General features: G+C 57.1%; 18 protein-coding genes and 1 pseudogene. 8 read left to right on the top strand and 11 right to left on the bottom strand.

The window, feature by feature from the left end; all coding sequences use genetic code 11:
- Positions 1-134 precede the first annotated feature (134 nt).
- Positions 135-947 (top strand): class D beta-lactamase, encoded by an 813-nt coding sequence (gene blaOXA, locus OKW98_RS21720; protein WP_265386602.1) that lies wholly within the window; start codon positions 135-137, stop codon positions 945-947.
- Positions 948-990: 43 nt separating this feature from the next.
- Here blaOXA and OKW98_RS21715 read toward each other — a convergent pair whose 3' ends face one another.
- The 3 genes from OKW98_RS21715 to OKW98_RS21705 form a co-directional block, all read right to left on the bottom strand.
- A complete protein-coding gene (locus tag OKW98_RS21715; protein WP_265386601.1) occupies positions 991-2181 on the bottom strand; it encodes a D-alanyl-D-alanine carboxypeptidase family protein in 1191 nt (396 codons plus the stop codon).
- Positions 2182-2249: 68 nt separating this feature from the next.
- On the bottom strand, positions 2250-3659 hold the full coding sequence (locus OKW98_RS21710) for a sensor histidine kinase (protein WP_265386600.1): 1410 nt from the start codon (positions 3657-3659) through the stop codon (positions 2250-2252).
- Positions 3637-4314 carry a response regulator transcription factor gene (locus tag OKW98_RS21705; RefSeq protein ID WP_265386599.1) on the bottom strand — a complete coding sequence of 226 codons (678 nt, stop codon included), beginning with the start codon at positions 4312-4314 and terminating at the stop codon, positions 3637-3639. The genes OKW98_RS21710 and OKW98_RS21705 overlap by 23 nt, the downstream gene beginning before the upstream one ends.
- Before the next feature lie 214 nt (positions 4315-4528).
- Here OKW98_RS21705 and OKW98_RS21700 point away from each other — a divergent pair, with 214 nt between their 5' ends.
- Together OKW98_RS21700 and OKW98_RS21695 are read left to right on the top strand one after the other, a co-directional pair.
- Complete coding sequence (locus tag OKW98_RS21700; RefSeq protein ID WP_265386598.1) at positions 4529-5266, top strand: substrate-binding domain-containing protein; 738 nt, start codon at positions 4529-4531, stop codon at positions 5264-5266.
- 165 nt (positions 5267-5431) lie between these two features.
- On the top strand, positions 5432-6754 hold the full coding sequence (locus tag OKW98_RS21695) for a chloride channel protein (protein ID WP_265386597.1): 1323 nt from the start codon (positions 5432-5434) through the stop codon (positions 6752-6754).
- A 335-nt stretch (positions 6755-7089) separates the two neighbouring features.
- Here OKW98_RS21695 and OKW98_RS21690 read toward each other — a convergent pair whose 3' ends face one another.
- Genes OKW98_RS21690 through OKW98_RS21680 form a run of 3 tightly spaced genes read right to left on the bottom strand, consistent with a single transcriptional unit; the run spans position 7090 to position 8421 of the window.
- A complete protein-coding gene (locus tag OKW98_RS21690; protein ID WP_265386596.1) occupies positions 7090-7413 on the bottom strand; it encodes a hypothetical protein in 324 nt (107 codons plus the stop codon).
- On the bottom strand, positions 7374-7607 hold the full coding sequence (locus tag OKW98_RS21685; protein ID WP_265386595.1) for a hypothetical protein: 234 nt from the start codon (positions 7605-7607) through the stop codon (positions 7374-7376). The genes OKW98_RS21690 and OKW98_RS21685 overlap by 40 nt, the downstream gene beginning before the upstream one ends.
- 52 nt (positions 7608-7659) lie before the next feature.
- Positions 7660-8421: a hypothetical protein gene (locus OKW98_RS21680; protein ID WP_265386594.1), complete on the bottom strand. Its 762-nt coding sequence runs from the start codon at positions 8419-8421 to the stop codon at positions 7660-7662.
- 25 nt (positions 8422-8446) lie between these two features.
- Between OKW98_RS21680 and OKW98_RS21675 the strand changes: the two genes are divergently transcribed.
- Positions 8447-8689, top strand: a complete 243-nt coding sequence (locus tag OKW98_RS21675; protein WP_265386593.1) for a hypothetical protein — start codon at positions 8447-8449, stop codon at positions 8687-8689.
- Positions 8690-8936: 247 nt separating this feature from the next.
- Here OKW98_RS21675 and OKW98_RS21665 read toward each other — a convergent pair whose 3' ends face one another.
- Positions 8937-9833 (bottom strand): serine hydrolase domain-containing protein, encoded by an 897-nt coding sequence (locus OKW98_RS21665; RefSeq protein WP_265386592.1) that lies wholly within the window; start codon positions 9831-9833, stop codon positions 8937-8939.
- Between the two features lie 281 nt (positions 9834-10114).
- Here OKW98_RS21665 and OKW98_RS21660 point away from each other — a divergent pair, with 281 nt between their 5' ends.
- On the top strand, positions 10115-10414 hold the full coding sequence (locus OKW98_RS21660; protein ID WP_265386591.1) for a hypothetical protein: 300 nt from the start codon (positions 10115-10117) through the stop codon (positions 10412-10414).
- Between the two features lie 40 nt (positions 10415-10454).
- Here OKW98_RS21660 and OKW98_RS27365 read toward each other — a convergent pair whose 3' ends face one another.
- Genes OKW98_RS27365 through OKW98_RS21650 form a run of 3 tightly spaced genes read right to left on the bottom strand, consistent with a single transcriptional unit; the run spans position 10455 to position 11317 of the window.
- The gene (locus tag OKW98_RS27365; protein WP_322114160.1) at positions 10455-10721 is read right to left on the bottom strand and encodes a DoxX-like family protein; all 267 of its coding nucleotides are present in this window, start codon (positions 10719-10721) and stop codon (positions 10455-10457) included.
- Entirely contained in the window at positions 10722-10859 is a 138-nt protein-coding gene (locus OKW98_RS27360; RefSeq protein ID WP_322114159.1) for a hypothetical protein, read from the bottom strand.
- Positions 10860-10864: 5 nt separating this feature from the next.
- Positions 10865-11317, bottom strand: a complete 453-nt coding sequence (locus OKW98_RS21650; protein WP_265386590.1) for a thiol-disulfide oxidoreductase DCC family protein — start codon at positions 11315-11317, stop codon at positions 10865-10867.
- A gap of 204 nt (positions 11318-11521) precedes the next feature.
- Between OKW98_RS21650 and OKW98_RS21645 the strand changes: the two genes are divergently transcribed.
- Positions 11522-12331, top strand: coding sequence for a hypothetical protein (locus OKW98_RS21645; RefSeq protein WP_265386589.1), 810 nt, complete (start codon positions 11522-11524; stop codon positions 12329-12331).
- A gap of 14 nt (positions 12332-12345) precedes the next feature.
- Here the strand turns inward: OKW98_RS21645 and lepB are convergent, their stop codons facing one another.
- Positions 12346-13173, bottom strand: a complete 828-nt coding sequence (gene lepB, locus OKW98_RS21640) for a signal peptidase I (protein WP_265386588.1) — start codon at positions 13171-13173, stop codon at positions 12346-12348.
- A gap of 574 nt (positions 13174-13747) precedes the next feature.
- Between lepB and OKW98_RS21635 the strand changes: the two are divergent.
- A pseudogene (locus tag OKW98_RS21635) lies at positions 13748-13960 on the top strand (HIT family protein); the annotation flags it as partial.
- 188 nt (positions 13961-14148) lie between these two features.
- Entirely contained in the window at positions 14149-15057 is a 909-nt protein-coding gene (glsB, locus tag OKW98_RS21630; RefSeq protein WP_265386586.1) for a glutaminase B, read from the top strand.
- Positions 15058-15070 lie beyond the last annotated feature (13 nt).

The following is a 15070-nucleotide window of genomic DNA, read 5'->3' as shown; positions in this document are numbered from 1 at the left end:
ATTTGATGGGGGCATTCATCCGTTGTAGGACGTTGTTTCAGGCAGGGAAACATCGTTATTCTGGCCGCCGCAGTGGGTCTTATCGTCGATCAAGCGGTAAGTCTCTTGAGGCACCTACTAAGGGAATAGAATTCATGTTTATGCGCAGCGTTGCGTTAGGTGTACTGATTCTGGGGTTCAATATCTCGGCAGCACTGGCCGGGACTATTTGCACCATTGTCGCGGATGCTAAAAACGGTGAGGTCGTGTTGGAGGAGGGGGATTGCAGCAGCCGAGTGACCCCCGCCTCAACGTTCAAGATCGCAATCAGCCTGATGGGCTTCGACGCAGCTTTTCTGCAAAATGAACATTCTCCGACGTTGCCGTACCGCCCCGGTGATCCCGATTGGGGCGGAGCCGTTTGGCTGGAGCCGACAGATGCAGCACGGTGGTTTCAGTATTCCGTGGTGTGGTTCTCTCAACGCGTCACTCATGCGCTTGGCAAGGCTGCAGTCCAGCGATATGCCGAGTCATTCGATTACGGAAATACCGACCTGTCTGGAGATCCGGGAAAACACAATGGCCTTGATCGTGCCTGGATCAGTTCTTCCTTGAAGATCTCACCCCGCGAGCAGATCACTTTTTTGAAGAGACTGGTAAATCGTCAACTGCCCGTGAGCCCACAGGCGCTCGATATGACGAGTCGGATTTCGCAAATCGCCCAACGGCCGGACGGTTGGGATGTTCACGGTAAAACAGGCACAGCCTTTCCCCGAAGGAAAGACGGCACAAGCGATGAGGCCCATGGCTATGGCTGGTTTGTCGGTTGGGCGACCAAGGGCGAGCATTCCCTGGTTTTCGCTCGCCTAGCTCAAGATGACCACGGGCAATCTGTGCCTGCAGGACTACGAGTACGTGATGCGTTGATGGAGCAGTGGCCCGAGCTGGTCAGCTCGGTAGTGAATTGAAGCGAAAGCAACCGTTTTCACTATTGGGCCTTCTTCCGGGTACTCATTGAGCCGATACCTCTGTATTCAACATATTGAAAAAGAACAGCCGAACGCTGTCCCAGGCGCGCTTCCACCAGCTGCCGGCTGCTTCCTCCTGCAAGGCAATCAACGGTCGCGTCACGAGTTCTTGCTCGCCGTCATACATCGTCACGCTGCCGACGACGGTGCCCATGGCAATGGGCGCAACCAGAGGCTGGTCGATTGTGAGACGGGGCTCGACCTTGCGGTTTCTGCTCTTGGGCAGGGTCAGCGTGATTTCATCCAGGACACCCACCGGCATCGTGCGCGCTTCGCCCTTCCAGATCATCGGGTTTGCCAAGACCTCAGCGGCTTTGGCGTAGGTCTGGGTATCGAAAAACCTGAAGCCGTACGCCAGCAGTTTTTCGGCGTCATTGGCCCGATTGGTTTTTGACGTGGAGCCAAACACGGCGGTGATCAGTCGGCGACCGTCACGCACCGCTGATGTCACCATGCAGTAACCGGCCGCTTCGGTGTGACCGGTTTTCAGACCGTCAACGGAGCTGTCGCGCCACAGCAGCAGGTTGCGGTTGGGTTGGCGGATACCGTTCCAGGTGAAGTGCTTCTGCTTGTAGAGCGGGTAGTAAGCCGATTCGTCGGTGATGATCGCGCGGGCAAGTTTGGCCATGTCCGCGGCCGATGAGTAATGCTCAGGCGCCGGAAGGCCGGTAGGGTTCATGAAATGCGTGTCATCAAGCCCCAAGCGTTTGGCCGTGACATTCATCAGCCCCGCGAAGCTGTCTTCGCTGCCTGCGATGTGCTCCGAGAGCGCCACGCTGGCGTCATTGCCGGAGTCGATCACGATACCGCGCAGCAGGTCATGGACGGAGACCTGGCTGCGCGGATCAAGGAACATGCGCGAACCCTCGGTGTGCCATGCGTTTTCGCTGATGGTCACCAGATCCTCGGGCTTGAGTCGGCCTGCCTGGATTTCGTTGGTGGCCGCGTAAACCGTCATCAGTTTGGTCAGGCTGGCAGGGGGTAAATGCTCTTGGGCGTCATGGCTGGTGATGATATTGCCGCTGGCGGCATCCATGAGCACCCAGGACTTGGCGTGAAGCCGGGGAGGCGAGGGGGTCATCGGCCCTGAGGGCACGGGGGCGGCAAAGGACGGTAATCCCTGCGCACAAATGAATGCCAGAGCGAGGCGCAGTGTCAGGTGTTTCACGAGCATGAAGCCTTGGGTCTTCGAAAGGTTCGTCAACCTAGGTGCGCTGCCTGTCACCCTCAAATTAAGCAGGGTTAATAATTGTTTAAGAAGCGGGTTCCGGGGACAGCCAGCGGGCAGTTGAGAACGACCCGCGTACCGCGCCCCTCATTGCCCGCCTCAATACTCAAGTCAAATCCGTGCAGGCGCGCAATGGCCGCAACCAGCGAAAGGCCCAGGCCGTTGCCAGGTTGCTGCCGTGTCGCGTCGCCGCGATAAAGGCGGCGGATGACATCCTTTCTTTCGTGGACCGGGATCCCGGGACCGTTGTCGAGCACCTCGATGGTCACGCTGTGTTCCTTGCGCCAGCAACTCAGGTGTATTTCGCCCCCGGCCTGGGTGAACTTGATGGCGTTATCCATCAGGTTCACCAAGGCCTCGAAGAGCAGGGCAACGTCACCCTGCAGGGCCGGATATTCCCCGCCAAGGCACAGCACCAGCCGTTGGTTTTTTTCCTGCGCCAGCGGCTCATAAAATTCATGGGCCTGTTGCAACAGCGCTTCCGCCTGAAATGCCTGAAACGCCGAACGCCGCCGCGTATCTTCCAGCTCGGAGATGCGCAGCAGCCCCTGAAACCGCAACATGATGGACTCGCTCTCTTCCAGCGCCAGATTCAACGTATGGGCGTGAGCGCTTTGCAGCGGCAGCTTTTGCAGTTGATACAGGCGAGCCCGAAGCCGCGTCAGGGGCGTGCGCAGGTCGTGCGCGATGCCGTCGCACACGCTTTTGACTTCAAGCATTAGTTGCTCGATGTGTTCGAGCATGGTGTTCACGGCGCTGGCCAGCATGTCGAGCTCATCCCGGCGAGCGGACAGTGGAAGACGCTCGCCCAGGTTGCCTGAAACGATGCTTTCGGTGCTGCGCTGCAACCGTTCGACCCGGCGAATGGGTCGCCTGCGCAGCAATCGCCAGCCGATCAGACCGGGGATCAGCGTCAGTGAAAGCCCCCAGAACAGCGCCTGCCCGATGATGCCGCCGACTGCCGAAATCGACCCGCCATCACGGGCGAGAATCAGGATCCGTCCATCCGGCCGGTTAAGCCTGAGCGCGTAACTGCTGCGGGTTTCCTCATTGGGCAAGGCGATGCTCAAGCCGCGCTCCAGATAGTGCACGTGGCCATCGTCAGGCAAATTGGAGCGAAGCTTCAGCAGGTCGCCGGTGAGGTGTTTACCGCTGGCCTCGAACAGACCGTACGCGTCGATTCCCGGGGTGGAATACACCTCGCTGCCAGCCAGTTCAGCGACCAGTGCCGCATCAGGGACCTTCTGGTAGTAATGAGCGCGCTGCATCAGGGTTCGTTCTGCGACCGTGCCCAGGTAGGCGGAAATCTGCCAATACAGCACGCCGGTGAATGCGCCACCCCATGCCACGAAGAACACCGCATACAAACCGATCAGGCGGCTGTTGCTGGAGCGCCAGCGATCAGTTTTTTTCGACGAGAACATAACCCGATCCACGAATTGTCTGGATAGTCGGCGCACCCGTGCGCTCTATTTTTTTGCGCAGGCGACCGATGTGCACATCGATGATGTTGGTGCCTGGGTCGAAGTGATAGCCCCAGACTTCCTGGAACAACATGGTTCGGGTGACCAGTTGCCCGGCGTGACGCATCAGGTAGGTGAGCAGCTTGAACTCGGTAGGCAGGAGCGCGACTTCATCTTCGTACAGCGTGACGGAATGCTCGATCAAGTTGACGTGCAGACTGCCGAACTCAAGGCAGTGCCCGTTGTTGTCCAGGGAGGGACCGCGTAGCAAAACTTCCAGGCGCGCGATCATTTCCACCATGGAGAATGGTTTAGTGAGGTAGTCATCACCCCCGGAGCGCAGACCGCGCACACGCTCGTCGACGTCCGACAGCGCGCTGATCATCAGTACGGGGGTCTGTATCGCTAACTGGCGCAACGTGCTGACGATGGTCAGCCCGTCGAAATCGGGCAGCATGCGGTCCAGCGTAATGACCTCATGGCCTCCGGCGATCGCCATGGCAAGGCCATCGCGGCCATTGTCGGCCCACTGTGCGCTGAAACCATGGGCCTCAAGCTCGGCGATGATGGCCTGCGCAGTGACTTCGTCATCCTCGATGACCAGTGCACGAATCATTCGGATCTCCAGGCTGAGAAGGGCGTTCATTCTAACGGCAGGTGCACCTTGGGACGGTAGGTCCGACCTTCAAACTAAATCTTTCTTAACACGGGTTAACGCGGGCGGGGCCAAAGGCTCCTTTAGCGTAGGGTCTTTTCCAGACGAGGAACTGTCCGCCGTGCGCCTACCCTTCAAACCTTTGCTGTTGTCCTGTGCGTTGTTGAGTACGGGCGTGATCCACGCCGCCGATGCACCCAAAACGCTGCCAGTGACGCTCAAGGTCCTCAGTTCCAACGGCTTCAAGGGCGCGATACTCGCCATCGCCCCTGAATACGAAAAAGCCAGTGGGGTGAAGCTGCAGGTGACGGTGGCTCCGGCAAGTGGGCCCACACCGCAGGCAATTGATAAGCGCCTCGACCGCAAGGAAGAAGCGGATGTGGTGCTGACACTGGGTTCGTCCCTGGACACGCTGACCGCCCGCAATCAAGTCGACCCACGTACGCGTGTTGATCTGGGGAAATCATTCATTGCCATGGCGGTGCGCAAAGGTGCAGCACAACCGGATATCGGCAGTATGAAAGCCTTTCGCGAGACGCTGTTGAATGCAGACTCGGTCGCCTATTCCGACAGCGCAAGCGGCCTTTATCTCTCCCATTGGTTGTTCCCGCACATGAAGCTGTACCCGCGATTCATGCTCAAGGGCAAGGTCGTATCTGTTGAACCGGTGGGGGATGTCGTGGCCCGAGGCGAAGCAGAGTTGGGGTTCCAGCAGTTGAGTGGGCTCACGCCGATCGAAGGCATCGATATCGTGGGCTTGATACCCGACAACGTGCAGCAGATGGTTCTGTACTCAGGTGCTGTTGTTAAAAACAGTGCGCATCCCAACGAAGGCAAGGCGTTGCTGGACTACCTGGGTTCGGAAAACGCGCATGACGCCATAGAACGCTGCGGTCTGAAGCCAGTGCACTGACGAGACGGCTGGAACAGCGCTCAGCGACATCCTCGCCACTCAGTCCGACGTTAAGGCGAGGCGAGGCGGGCGTGCGGGCCGAGGATTAGAGTGCCTTGGAGGTCATGGCTTATTTGGGTAGTCTGACGGTCGCACTGCGCTGATCTTTAAATGGGAAACCCACCGGTGATCAAACCTCTAACGCTGATCCGCCGTCGTTTCGCCTCCATGCGATGGCGCACCCGCGTCACACTCTGGGCCGCGGCGACGCTTGCCGGGCTGCTTGTCGTACTGTTCGCCCGCATGGCCGATATCGCCCTCGCACAGTTTTCCCTGCACACCACAGAGCGGCCCTGGCTGCCGTTCGTTTACACCCCACTGGTCGGCATGCTCGTCGTGTGGCTCACCACCCGATTCTTCGTCGGCGCTCAGGGCAGTGGCATTCCGCAAGTCATCGCAGCCACCCGGCTGGTACATCAGGGCAAGCGTGTCGACAAACTGGTGTCACTGCGCATTGCGTTCGCCAAGATGAGCCTGGGCACGCTGGCGTTGACCGGCGGGTTTTCTGCGGGCCGCGAAGGCCCGTCGGTGCAGGTGGCGGCCTCGATCATGCATTTTTTTCACCGTTTTCTGCCCAACGCACGCATCGTTCGCGCCGAAGACCTGATTCTGGCAGGGGGCGCGGCCGGCATCGCTGCGGCGTTCAACACGCCGCTGGCCGGCATCGCCTTCGCGGTGGAGGAGTTGGGCCGCAAGCTCGAAACCCGAACCAGCGGAGTCCTGCTCAGCACCATTATTCTGTCGGGCATGGTCGCCATCGCCTTGCAGGGCAACTACAACTATTTCGGTCACTTCGATGTTCCGGACATCAGTTTCGATATCCTCGGTCCTGTTCTGGTGATCGGTATCGGCTGTGGGTTGCTGGGTGGATTGTTCAGCCGGATGCTGCTGTGGCCCCAGCGTCATAGCGGCTTTGTCGTCTGGGAATGGCGCCGCCGGCATCCGGTATGGTTTGCCGGTGCCTGCGGGTTGATTGTTGCGATTCTGGGCTGGGTCAGCGGAGGCATGTCATTCGGTAGCGGTTACGGCATAACCTCCCAGGTGATCGCCTCCGACATCGGCTTGCCATGGCACGCGCCTGTCACGCGGTTTCTTGCCACCGTGGTGACGTATTTTTCTGGTATTCCCGGCGGCATCTTTGCCCCGTCCCTGGCAGTAGGGGCGGCTGTCGGCGCCAACGCCGCTGACCTTTTCGGTCTGGCTGCGCAGCCGATCATTGCCCTGTGCATGGTGGGTTTTCTGGCCGCTGTGACCCAATCGCCGATCACGTCCGCAATCATCGTGATGGAGATGATCGACAGCCACGGCATGGTGATCAGCCTTATGGCGGTTGCGTTGATCGCCAAAGGCGTCAGCTCGAGAATGGGGCCTGAGTTGTACCAACAATTGGCACGAGGTTTTATTCAGTCCCCGGCAGAGGATGCCGCCACACACAAGGCCGATCGCTAGTGCTTGCAGTCCCTGTGTGGTTCCCCGAATGGGAGACGGCGCAAGCGATGAGGCCCATGGTTATGGCAGGTTTGTCGGTTTGTCGGTTTGTCGGTTGGGCGACCAAGGGCGAGCATTCCCTGGTTTTCGCGCGTCTGGCTCAAGATGACCACGCGCAATCGGTGCCCGCAGGACTACGCGTACGTGATGCGTTGGTGGAGCAATGGCCTGAGCTGGTCAGCTCGCTAGTGAAGAGATGAATGAAACGCGGGAGGGCAGGTGGCGTAAGTACGCGCTGAGTAAGGCACAGCTATCAAGCCAGCCGAGGCGGCCTACAACGCCGCCCGTGTGCTCAATTACACCGATGCATCTTTCACCGGTAAAGGGCCAATAAACATTCGTTTAAGACGCTCATGCCCGATGACACGTGCCAGCTCTGCGATGACGCAGTACATGAATATCAATGTGGCCAGCAAGATCTGAACCGCCCAGAAGCGAGGCCAGTTCATGGATGACCATAGCAGCGCGTTGGCATCGAGAAAGCCAGAAGCCTCATTCCAGTGGTCGTAGAGTCGCTCTAAATAATGAACAACCAGTGCGACGAAGGCGTACATGAGGGTTTTGCAGGCAATGTTCCAGATCAGTGGCTTGTCAGGGAATCGATTGATGAACGGCAGCATATCGGCAACCAATACAGACTTGCCAATATAAGCGCGGCGATCAGCACCGACATTGAAACAGGCAGATCCACCCCCGACCCCTTAACCATGAGCGCGCGAATCAGGGCGACGATGTGCAACATAACGAAGAAAAACACTGTGGGCGGGAGCACCTTCATGCATTCATGTTTGATTTTGATCATGAGCGTTTTCATTTGCGCTCCCGGGTCCGAACACTTGAAGCAAGCCTGAAGTCTCGGTCAGACGTCACTGGCCCATTCTTTCGAGCGTGTCTCGCATTGGCGCAACGGAGACCTTAACGAAACCGTCAAGGGGCCTGCTCAGTTCCTCAATCATCAGTACAGCGCCCGCACTGCTGAGTGCGCACATCATCAAAGCCCCGACCACCGTGCCGTTGGCTTTGGCAAACAGACCAAAGCATCCGAAAATAATCGAAAGCCACGCCACCAGGACGATCAGAAGAGGTGTCGGGATCGAACCGTGTGCCTGCAGAAGAGTGAGCCAGCGCGCCGCGAAAATCTCGTCGACGATTCGCAATGACTGCGCCTTGGCCGCCTGCTGGGTGTCTTCGGCAGGGACGAGCGACTGAATGCTGGCTTGCAGGCCTTCCGAGCGTGAAATCGCGAGCGCTCCATTCAATTGGGACAGTCTTGCACTGTCGCCAGACGCCAGGCTTTCTACTGCCTCTGCATAATTGCGCTTGAGCACTGCGCGGATAGGTTCGGTCTGGGGGCCGTACCTGGCCAGGTCCCGATCAAGCTGAATGACCATTGCAGCGTTCTGGACCAACTCGGTACTGGCCGTGTCGTAAATGTTCTTCGCGGATGAGATCAGCAGTCCCAACACCAGCGCAGCCAACGTAGCGATCAGCCCGGTCGCCAGCTTCACAACGCCAATCGAGTCGTCGCTCAAATGATGGTCTGGCAGTTTTTCTCGCACGTGCAGGCCGAGAAGGGCGCAGCCAAAGACACACATGAACACGGCTGCAGCAATCGCCAGATGAGACAAGGCTTGTTTCCTCCATGAGTGTCGTGTGGACAACAGGTTGATGGGAGCAAAGCGTTATTCTGGCGAAACAGGTCAAGATATTGAGATCAAGAGAGGGCTGAACTTACAGACGCTAAATGTAGGTGAAATTCCTGAAAGTGGTGGACCTCTCCAAGAAAAACCCAATGGGTATTTGCTGAATATCGTGGTTATGGGGACTTCCATTCAAACTGGTGGCATAAACATCCGACCTTCAATCGTTGCTTTTACCCTATCAATAGTTGCCTGAGTCAGGCCTCGCTCAAGCCCATGGCATGGGTGGCATGGTCGTGATTTATTCGCATGAGGCCACACCGCCGATAAAACGCGTCGCCATTAGAGGTGTCGGTGGCAAGGCACACGTTCTTAAAGCGCAGAGCGGCATGTGCAACAAGCGCCTTTACCAGAGTCTGTCTAACGTGGTGTGCCCTTGACGAAGTTCTGCTATCGACTCACAGCAGTCATCCGCCCAATAGCCCCTGGCCGAGGCAATGGATTTAGACGGTTTCAGCCCCCTGCCGCAGGACCCGGATCAGCTGTTCAGCAATAAAGGCTTCGACGGCGCCTTCACTGGCGTTGGCCTGAAACGCTGCGCAACACGCCGATGTGTCGCCGTCGCATCCGCGGTAAACGGCAATGACGCTGCCAGGTCCGCAGCCAGTGTGTCCGCACAGGGTAAACCCGCCGTCAATCGAACCCTGCATGACACCGAGGCCATAGCCGGCAGTGGTCCACGGGCGCCCGGGGATCGCGCCGCCCAATGTCCGTGCTGCCTGCATTTGCTGAAGAAGATTTGTCGGGAGAAGGTCACCGGACAGGAGTCGATCCAGGAATACCGCCGCTTGCGAGAGTGGGCCGATCAGCAAGCCATGGTAGACCCAGGCCGGGTCATAGTTTGATGTGCTTGCTGGATGGGTCGTTTGTAAGTCCGCTCGCGTTTTGGCGAAGCGAACGTTCGATAGGCCCAGAGGGTTCAGTGCTCGTTGACTCACCGCATCATCAAGCTTCAGGTCCGTTAGCCGCTCGATAAGCATGCCGACCAGCATGTATCCAACATTAGAATAGCGCCATCCGGTTCCGGGGCTGTATCGAAGCCGAGCACCGTCAAGACGTTGCATCATTTCATCTGACGACCAGGCTGACTCGCTGGTCGAAACGGCGGCGTGATACTCCGCCAGTTCGCCATAATCGGCCAGACCTGCCTCATGTCGCAGTAGCTGGCGTAACGTGAAACGCTGATCGGGAATAGCGTCGTCCAATCCGATCAGCCCATCACGTACTAACGATAGGGCAGTTGCCCCCAGGACTGTTTTCGTAAAACTCCACCAGGGGACTACAGGTTCTGATCGGTCATACGTTGGTGGCTGACCATTTGATATGAGCGAACTGAGCATTGGCGTCCTTGGGTTGTCTGCGGATCCATGGCTCGACACGATATCTCATTCGGTCTTTTTCGCTGGAGCCTTTTGATGCGCATCTGATGGATTCATCCATCCTTAAGAGGACGTTGTTTCAGGCAGGGAAACATCGTTATTCTGGCCGCCGAAGTTGCTTTTATCGAAGGCTGTTCTGATCTACTGCAGAAGTTCCCTAAAGCCTACTGTCAGCCCCTTCGCTTTAAGTAGGACGTCTCGGGGCATTTACATCGATCTTCAATGCGCAAGGAAGCGGAAATATGACTCAAGCGAAACGCAATAAACCACTCAGCGGCTCCTTCGTATTCGCTGGCCTGGCGTACGGCGTATTGCTGTTTTTCTTGGTTCTCATCTGGTTTTTGCCTGAGCGGGCGCAAGTGATCGCACATTTTCGGGCCTATATGTTGCCTGCTATTTTCTTCGGCGCGACGGGGAGCATTGTGTATCGCGAGGGCGAGGGAAGCGCTGAGAAAGCAGGAAAGTGCATGATGGCGATGGCCTACCTGTCCTGTGGTGCCTTTTTCGGCCTGTTCATCTATACGTTCCTGACCGGCAGGTAGTCCGCTATCGTTCCAGGCTGACAGTCGTCAGCTAGTGTTCTTAGTGTTCAGCAGAATTCCTGACTTCCCCCCAAGTGGACTGATCCCTTGGCCTTGTAGTCCACGCGATGGCGCATAACGCCATTCCCGCCACATTCAACGTGACCGGATTGAACGCGTCCAAGAGCATCGAGGGTTGCATGATTGCCACATCTACCAGCAAAGCTAGCAGGATGAGTCCGGTGAGTGGCAGCGGCCAGTGGAGCCGGGGTAGAAGAAGCAACACTGCGGCCAGGACCAGTTCTGCCACGCCCGCTGCTTGGACCAACTATGTAGCGTGTTCCAGGCTGTGAGCCTGCAACAGCGAATGCTCTCCGGGGCTTAATGCGATCAGCTTCGGCACCAGGCCGTGGTAAGCGAACATGAACGCGAGGCTGCCGCGTGCCAGCCAGTGAACTTGGCGCATCCCGTTCACGAAAATTCCTTGAGGAAGCGCTGTTGATGGTCAGGTGTTGGCAGCAGGCAAACCTCGTGTTTGCCAAACAGACGATAGCGGTTTAGTGCGACGCGGTCGTAAGCCCAGTCACGAAACCAGTGCGGAAAAATACGCAGCATCCGAAACACTGGCCACGCTGCCGGCAGCAGCTTAACCACCTCGAAGAATGCCTCCGAGCGTACCCAGTAATGCTGATCGCGAATGACCGCCATGGTGTCGAACGCATCCAGTGGCAACCCTGCCCAGGCCAGCAATGCTTGTCCTTCGGGCGACTGCACCGCTGCCAGTCGGATTCGATGATGAGGGTCGTGCCGGATCAGAAATCTCGCCCAGCCGCTACACAGTTTGCAGACACCGTCGAACAGCACCACGGTTTCACCAGGTGCCAGAAGCGGCGCGGGGTCAGGGCGGACCAATGAGACAGGCATGCTGGGTTCTCTGCGGGGTGGCGATGGAAGCATTGTATGGCGCGCTGACGTAGCGTTTCCAGTCAAGGCTAGGGAGTGATGGCTCATCATGAGGGGCTAGCTGGTTACAAATTCGCTTCATCGCGGCACCATCGTTTACTGGCCTATATAAAGTCTCTCGTATCCCTGTCGATATAAAGCGAACCACTACTAGAGTTCTCTCCCATGTCTCGCAGGATGCGAAGTTTACTGTTGATCTCTGTTGCTTTGATGGCCGCCGTTCTGGGTTGGTGTCTGGATTGGTCACTGCCGATGAAGTGGTATCACGGCTATCAACTGGTCAGGGCTTTCGACAAAGAGCAGGACAGTTACGCTGACGCTCTGAAAGCCGTCAAGAAACAGTTCGGTGACAGCGCGGGGTTTAGCGTCAACGTCAACATCGACGGCAATGGCAACATTACCCGCACTTTGCGTGCTACGCGTGAATGCGGCGATGTTGATGATCTTAAACTTGTCGCTCAGGTGACTGGTCAGCTCCATCAGGTGGGTATGCCGTGGCCAGACAAGATTGAGTACGTGTACAGCTGTGCACTGTCGAAACCAGCGTCGTTGGGTATCGTGGTGCCAGTCTTGGACAATGCCGTAATGAGGCGGCTGAAGGCCGATCCGCAGTGCAAGGATATTCAGTCGGGTGCGATGACTCAGGCTGGCGGCTACCGGCAGCAGTCCCTGTACGTGCATGAAGGTGCTATCGATATGCGTCTTTATGTCGGAAAGAGTGGCGATGCCGAACGTGTGCAGATGCTGGCGTGGACAGAAATAATATCCCCTGATGCCCAGCACCGATTGCTACTCTGCGCAGCGAGAGCGGTAGTCGGCGTTGTTACGTCCGACGGGAGCAACGAGTCATTCGATGACAAGTTTCGAAGTGTCTGGCAGCAGGGAAAGACCGCTGCGACTTCAGTACGCATCGGCGGCTTTCAGCTCGACACCCGTGCCGAGCCGCTGGAACTGAATCTCTACCCGACGCGTTAGGTTGTCTGTCTGAATCAGTCCACGTGCCTTCCGATTCGATTTTGATGCGCAGAGTAGAGAATTTCACTTACCTTGCACTTGATACGGTCGGCCATGACCGGGCCATCGAACCGGCTGTCGCGACTGTTGTCACGGTTGTCACCAAGCATGAACACCTGATCCGCGCCTAACGGGGTTGGCTCGAAGGTTTGGGAGTAAGGTTGGGCTTGCGTGCTGGCATAAAAAGGACCCAGGTTGTGACCGTTAAGCATTAGGTCGCCTGACACCAATTCCACTGTATCGCCACCTCGGCCAGCGATGCGTTTTATCAAGTCGCGTGCGGGATGTTCATACATGACCACATCACCCAGATCGTATTGAGAACGCGCTACACAACTCACGGCGTCGCCCGTCATCAACGTGGGCGCCATGCCATCGCCGATAATTCGGGTTGCTGTGAAGCCGAGAACATACGGCCACGCGGCTGCATGCAGGAGTAGCCACAATGTGCAGCTCATGCCGGCCAGATAGAATAGATGATTTCGTAGAGAGGGGCGCCAGACCCTGCGACGTGCCAGCCATGCTCCACTGATAGCGGATATGCATTTTGCGAGCACCACCAATCCGAAGATAACGGACAGTCCGCTCATGCTCCCGAATATGCGGAGTTGGCCACCGATCACCAGGCAGGCCCATAGCCCCGCAACCAGGGAAACAGCGGCACGTGGACGTCCAGCGTAGAACAGGCCCCAGCCGGTAAACACCGTACCAAAAATGAAGGCTAACCAAGGCTTCGCTGGCTTTACGGCTGGAATTGCGGTGTCGGCGTTGGGCGATATGGAGAGGGGTAATGCTGGGAGCATGACGGTCCTTGTGGTGTTGATTTCCGGTTTGAGTCAGGAGAGGTATTTTCACCATGAAGAGGATGGTTGTCGAGGCGAGTTTCAGTTGGATAAACATCGCTGGGAGTGGTAGCTACCGACCCTGAGCGTATGGATGGCACAGAGCTGATCTCTGCTCAACCAAGTTACAGCCGCGCACTGGCTTAAACTTCCTTTTTGAGCAAGTCCAGAAAATTTTTCAGGAATACGTACAAATCGCCTTCGAGATAATCTTCAACGAATAATGTGTCTTGCCCGAGCGGAGGGTGCGCGTATTGTAAGACTTCCGAGGTTAGGTGTTTTTTAATGTAAGGCTTGATCTGTCTTTCAAGAAGAAGATATTCAGTAGATTTCGTTCGTCAATGTATTCCTTAACTATCTGGTCTAGAGGCAAGGGCGTGAAATTTTCTTTCTCATCGTCAGGCAAGAATTCGCCTACACTAGTACCGACCTCGTAAATGAAGTCAGTTATCAATCCGTAAACTATAATGCGGGTCTCCTAGCGTTGGAGAGAAGCAGACTGCCACAAACGAACATCATCACTTTAGAGCAATATCAGGCGCTGTTCTGGAAGGACGAACGCTACAGATCGCTGCAAACCTTCGGCTCGCTTCCAATCCAGTCAAACCAAACCGACGGCGCGGAACTGACCCTCTTCTTATGGCGAGAATTCTGTGAGCGTCCCGATCCGCCATCCATACAAGGCCCATCCATTGAGCAAGCCATCACCGTCCTGCGGCAAGCATTCGGAGCCGACACCTCGATCTGATGGCAGGGCCAATTTCCAAAAAAAAGCGCCATAAGAGCTGATGGCCAAAGAAAGCCTGCGAACACAAAAGCGCCAACTCACCCGCAACAAAAACCAAAATCCTGTCCAAAAGTGTGATCCCACACCTCCAACATTCGTCATGAACCCTAACCCCTGCTGCCGTCAGGGCATCACCGCCAGGACCTTCCATGCAAACGCTGTTGAACGAGATTCTCGACGAAGTGCGTCCCTTGATCGGCCAGGGCAAGGTGGCTGATTACATTCCCGCGTTAGGCGACGTGCCGGCGCAGCAGTTGGGCATTGCCGTGTATGGCAACGATGGCACCTATTACTGCGCGGGCGATGCGCTGGAGCCGTTTTCGGTGCAGAGCATTTCCAAGGTGTTCAGCCTGGTTCAGGCGATCGGCCATTCCGGCGAAGCCATTTGGGAGCGCCTGGGTCATGAGCCGTCGGGTCAGCCGTTCAACTCGCTGGTGCAGCTGGAATTCGAGCGCGGGCGGCCGCGTAACCCCTTCATTAATGCCGGCGCTCTGGTGATCTGCGACATCAACCAGTCGCGGTTCGCCGCACCGACCTTGTCCATGCGCGATTTCGTGCGGCGGCTGTCGGGCAATCCTCAGGTATTGATCGATGCCCGCGTGGCGGATTCCGAATATCAATTCCGCGCACGCAACGCGGCCATGGCCTACCTGATGCAGTCATTCGGCAATTTTCATAACGAAGTTGAAACCGTGCTGCGCAGTTATTTCAGTTGCTGCGCGCTGAAGATGAGCTGCCTGGATCTCGCCCGGGCATTCTGCTTTCTGGCGAACAACGGGTTCTGCAAACACAGCGGTGAGCAGATCCTCACGCCGCGCCAGACCCAACAAGTGAATTCGATCATGGCCACCAGCGGGCTGTATGACGAGGCCGGCAATTTCGCGTACCGCGTGGGGTTACCGGGCAAGAGCGGGGTAGGGGGCGGAATCGTGGCAATCGTGCCGGGGCAGTTCACCGTATGCGTGTGGTCGCCGGAGCTGAATGCCGCAGGGAATTCGCTCGCCGGAATGGCGGCGCTGGAGTTGCTGAGTTCGCGGATTGGCTGGTCGGTGTTTTGATGGATGGGCCGGC

It is taken from the genome of Pseudomonas sp. KU26590 (assembly GCF_026153515.1).
In the GTDB taxonomy this organism is placed as follows: Bacteria; Pseudomonadota; Gammaproteobacteria; order Pseudomonadales; family Pseudomonadaceae; genus Aquipseudomonas.
The sequence above is the reverse complement of the archived record's forward strand: the minus strand, read 5'-3'. Positions and strand labels throughout refer to the sequence as shown.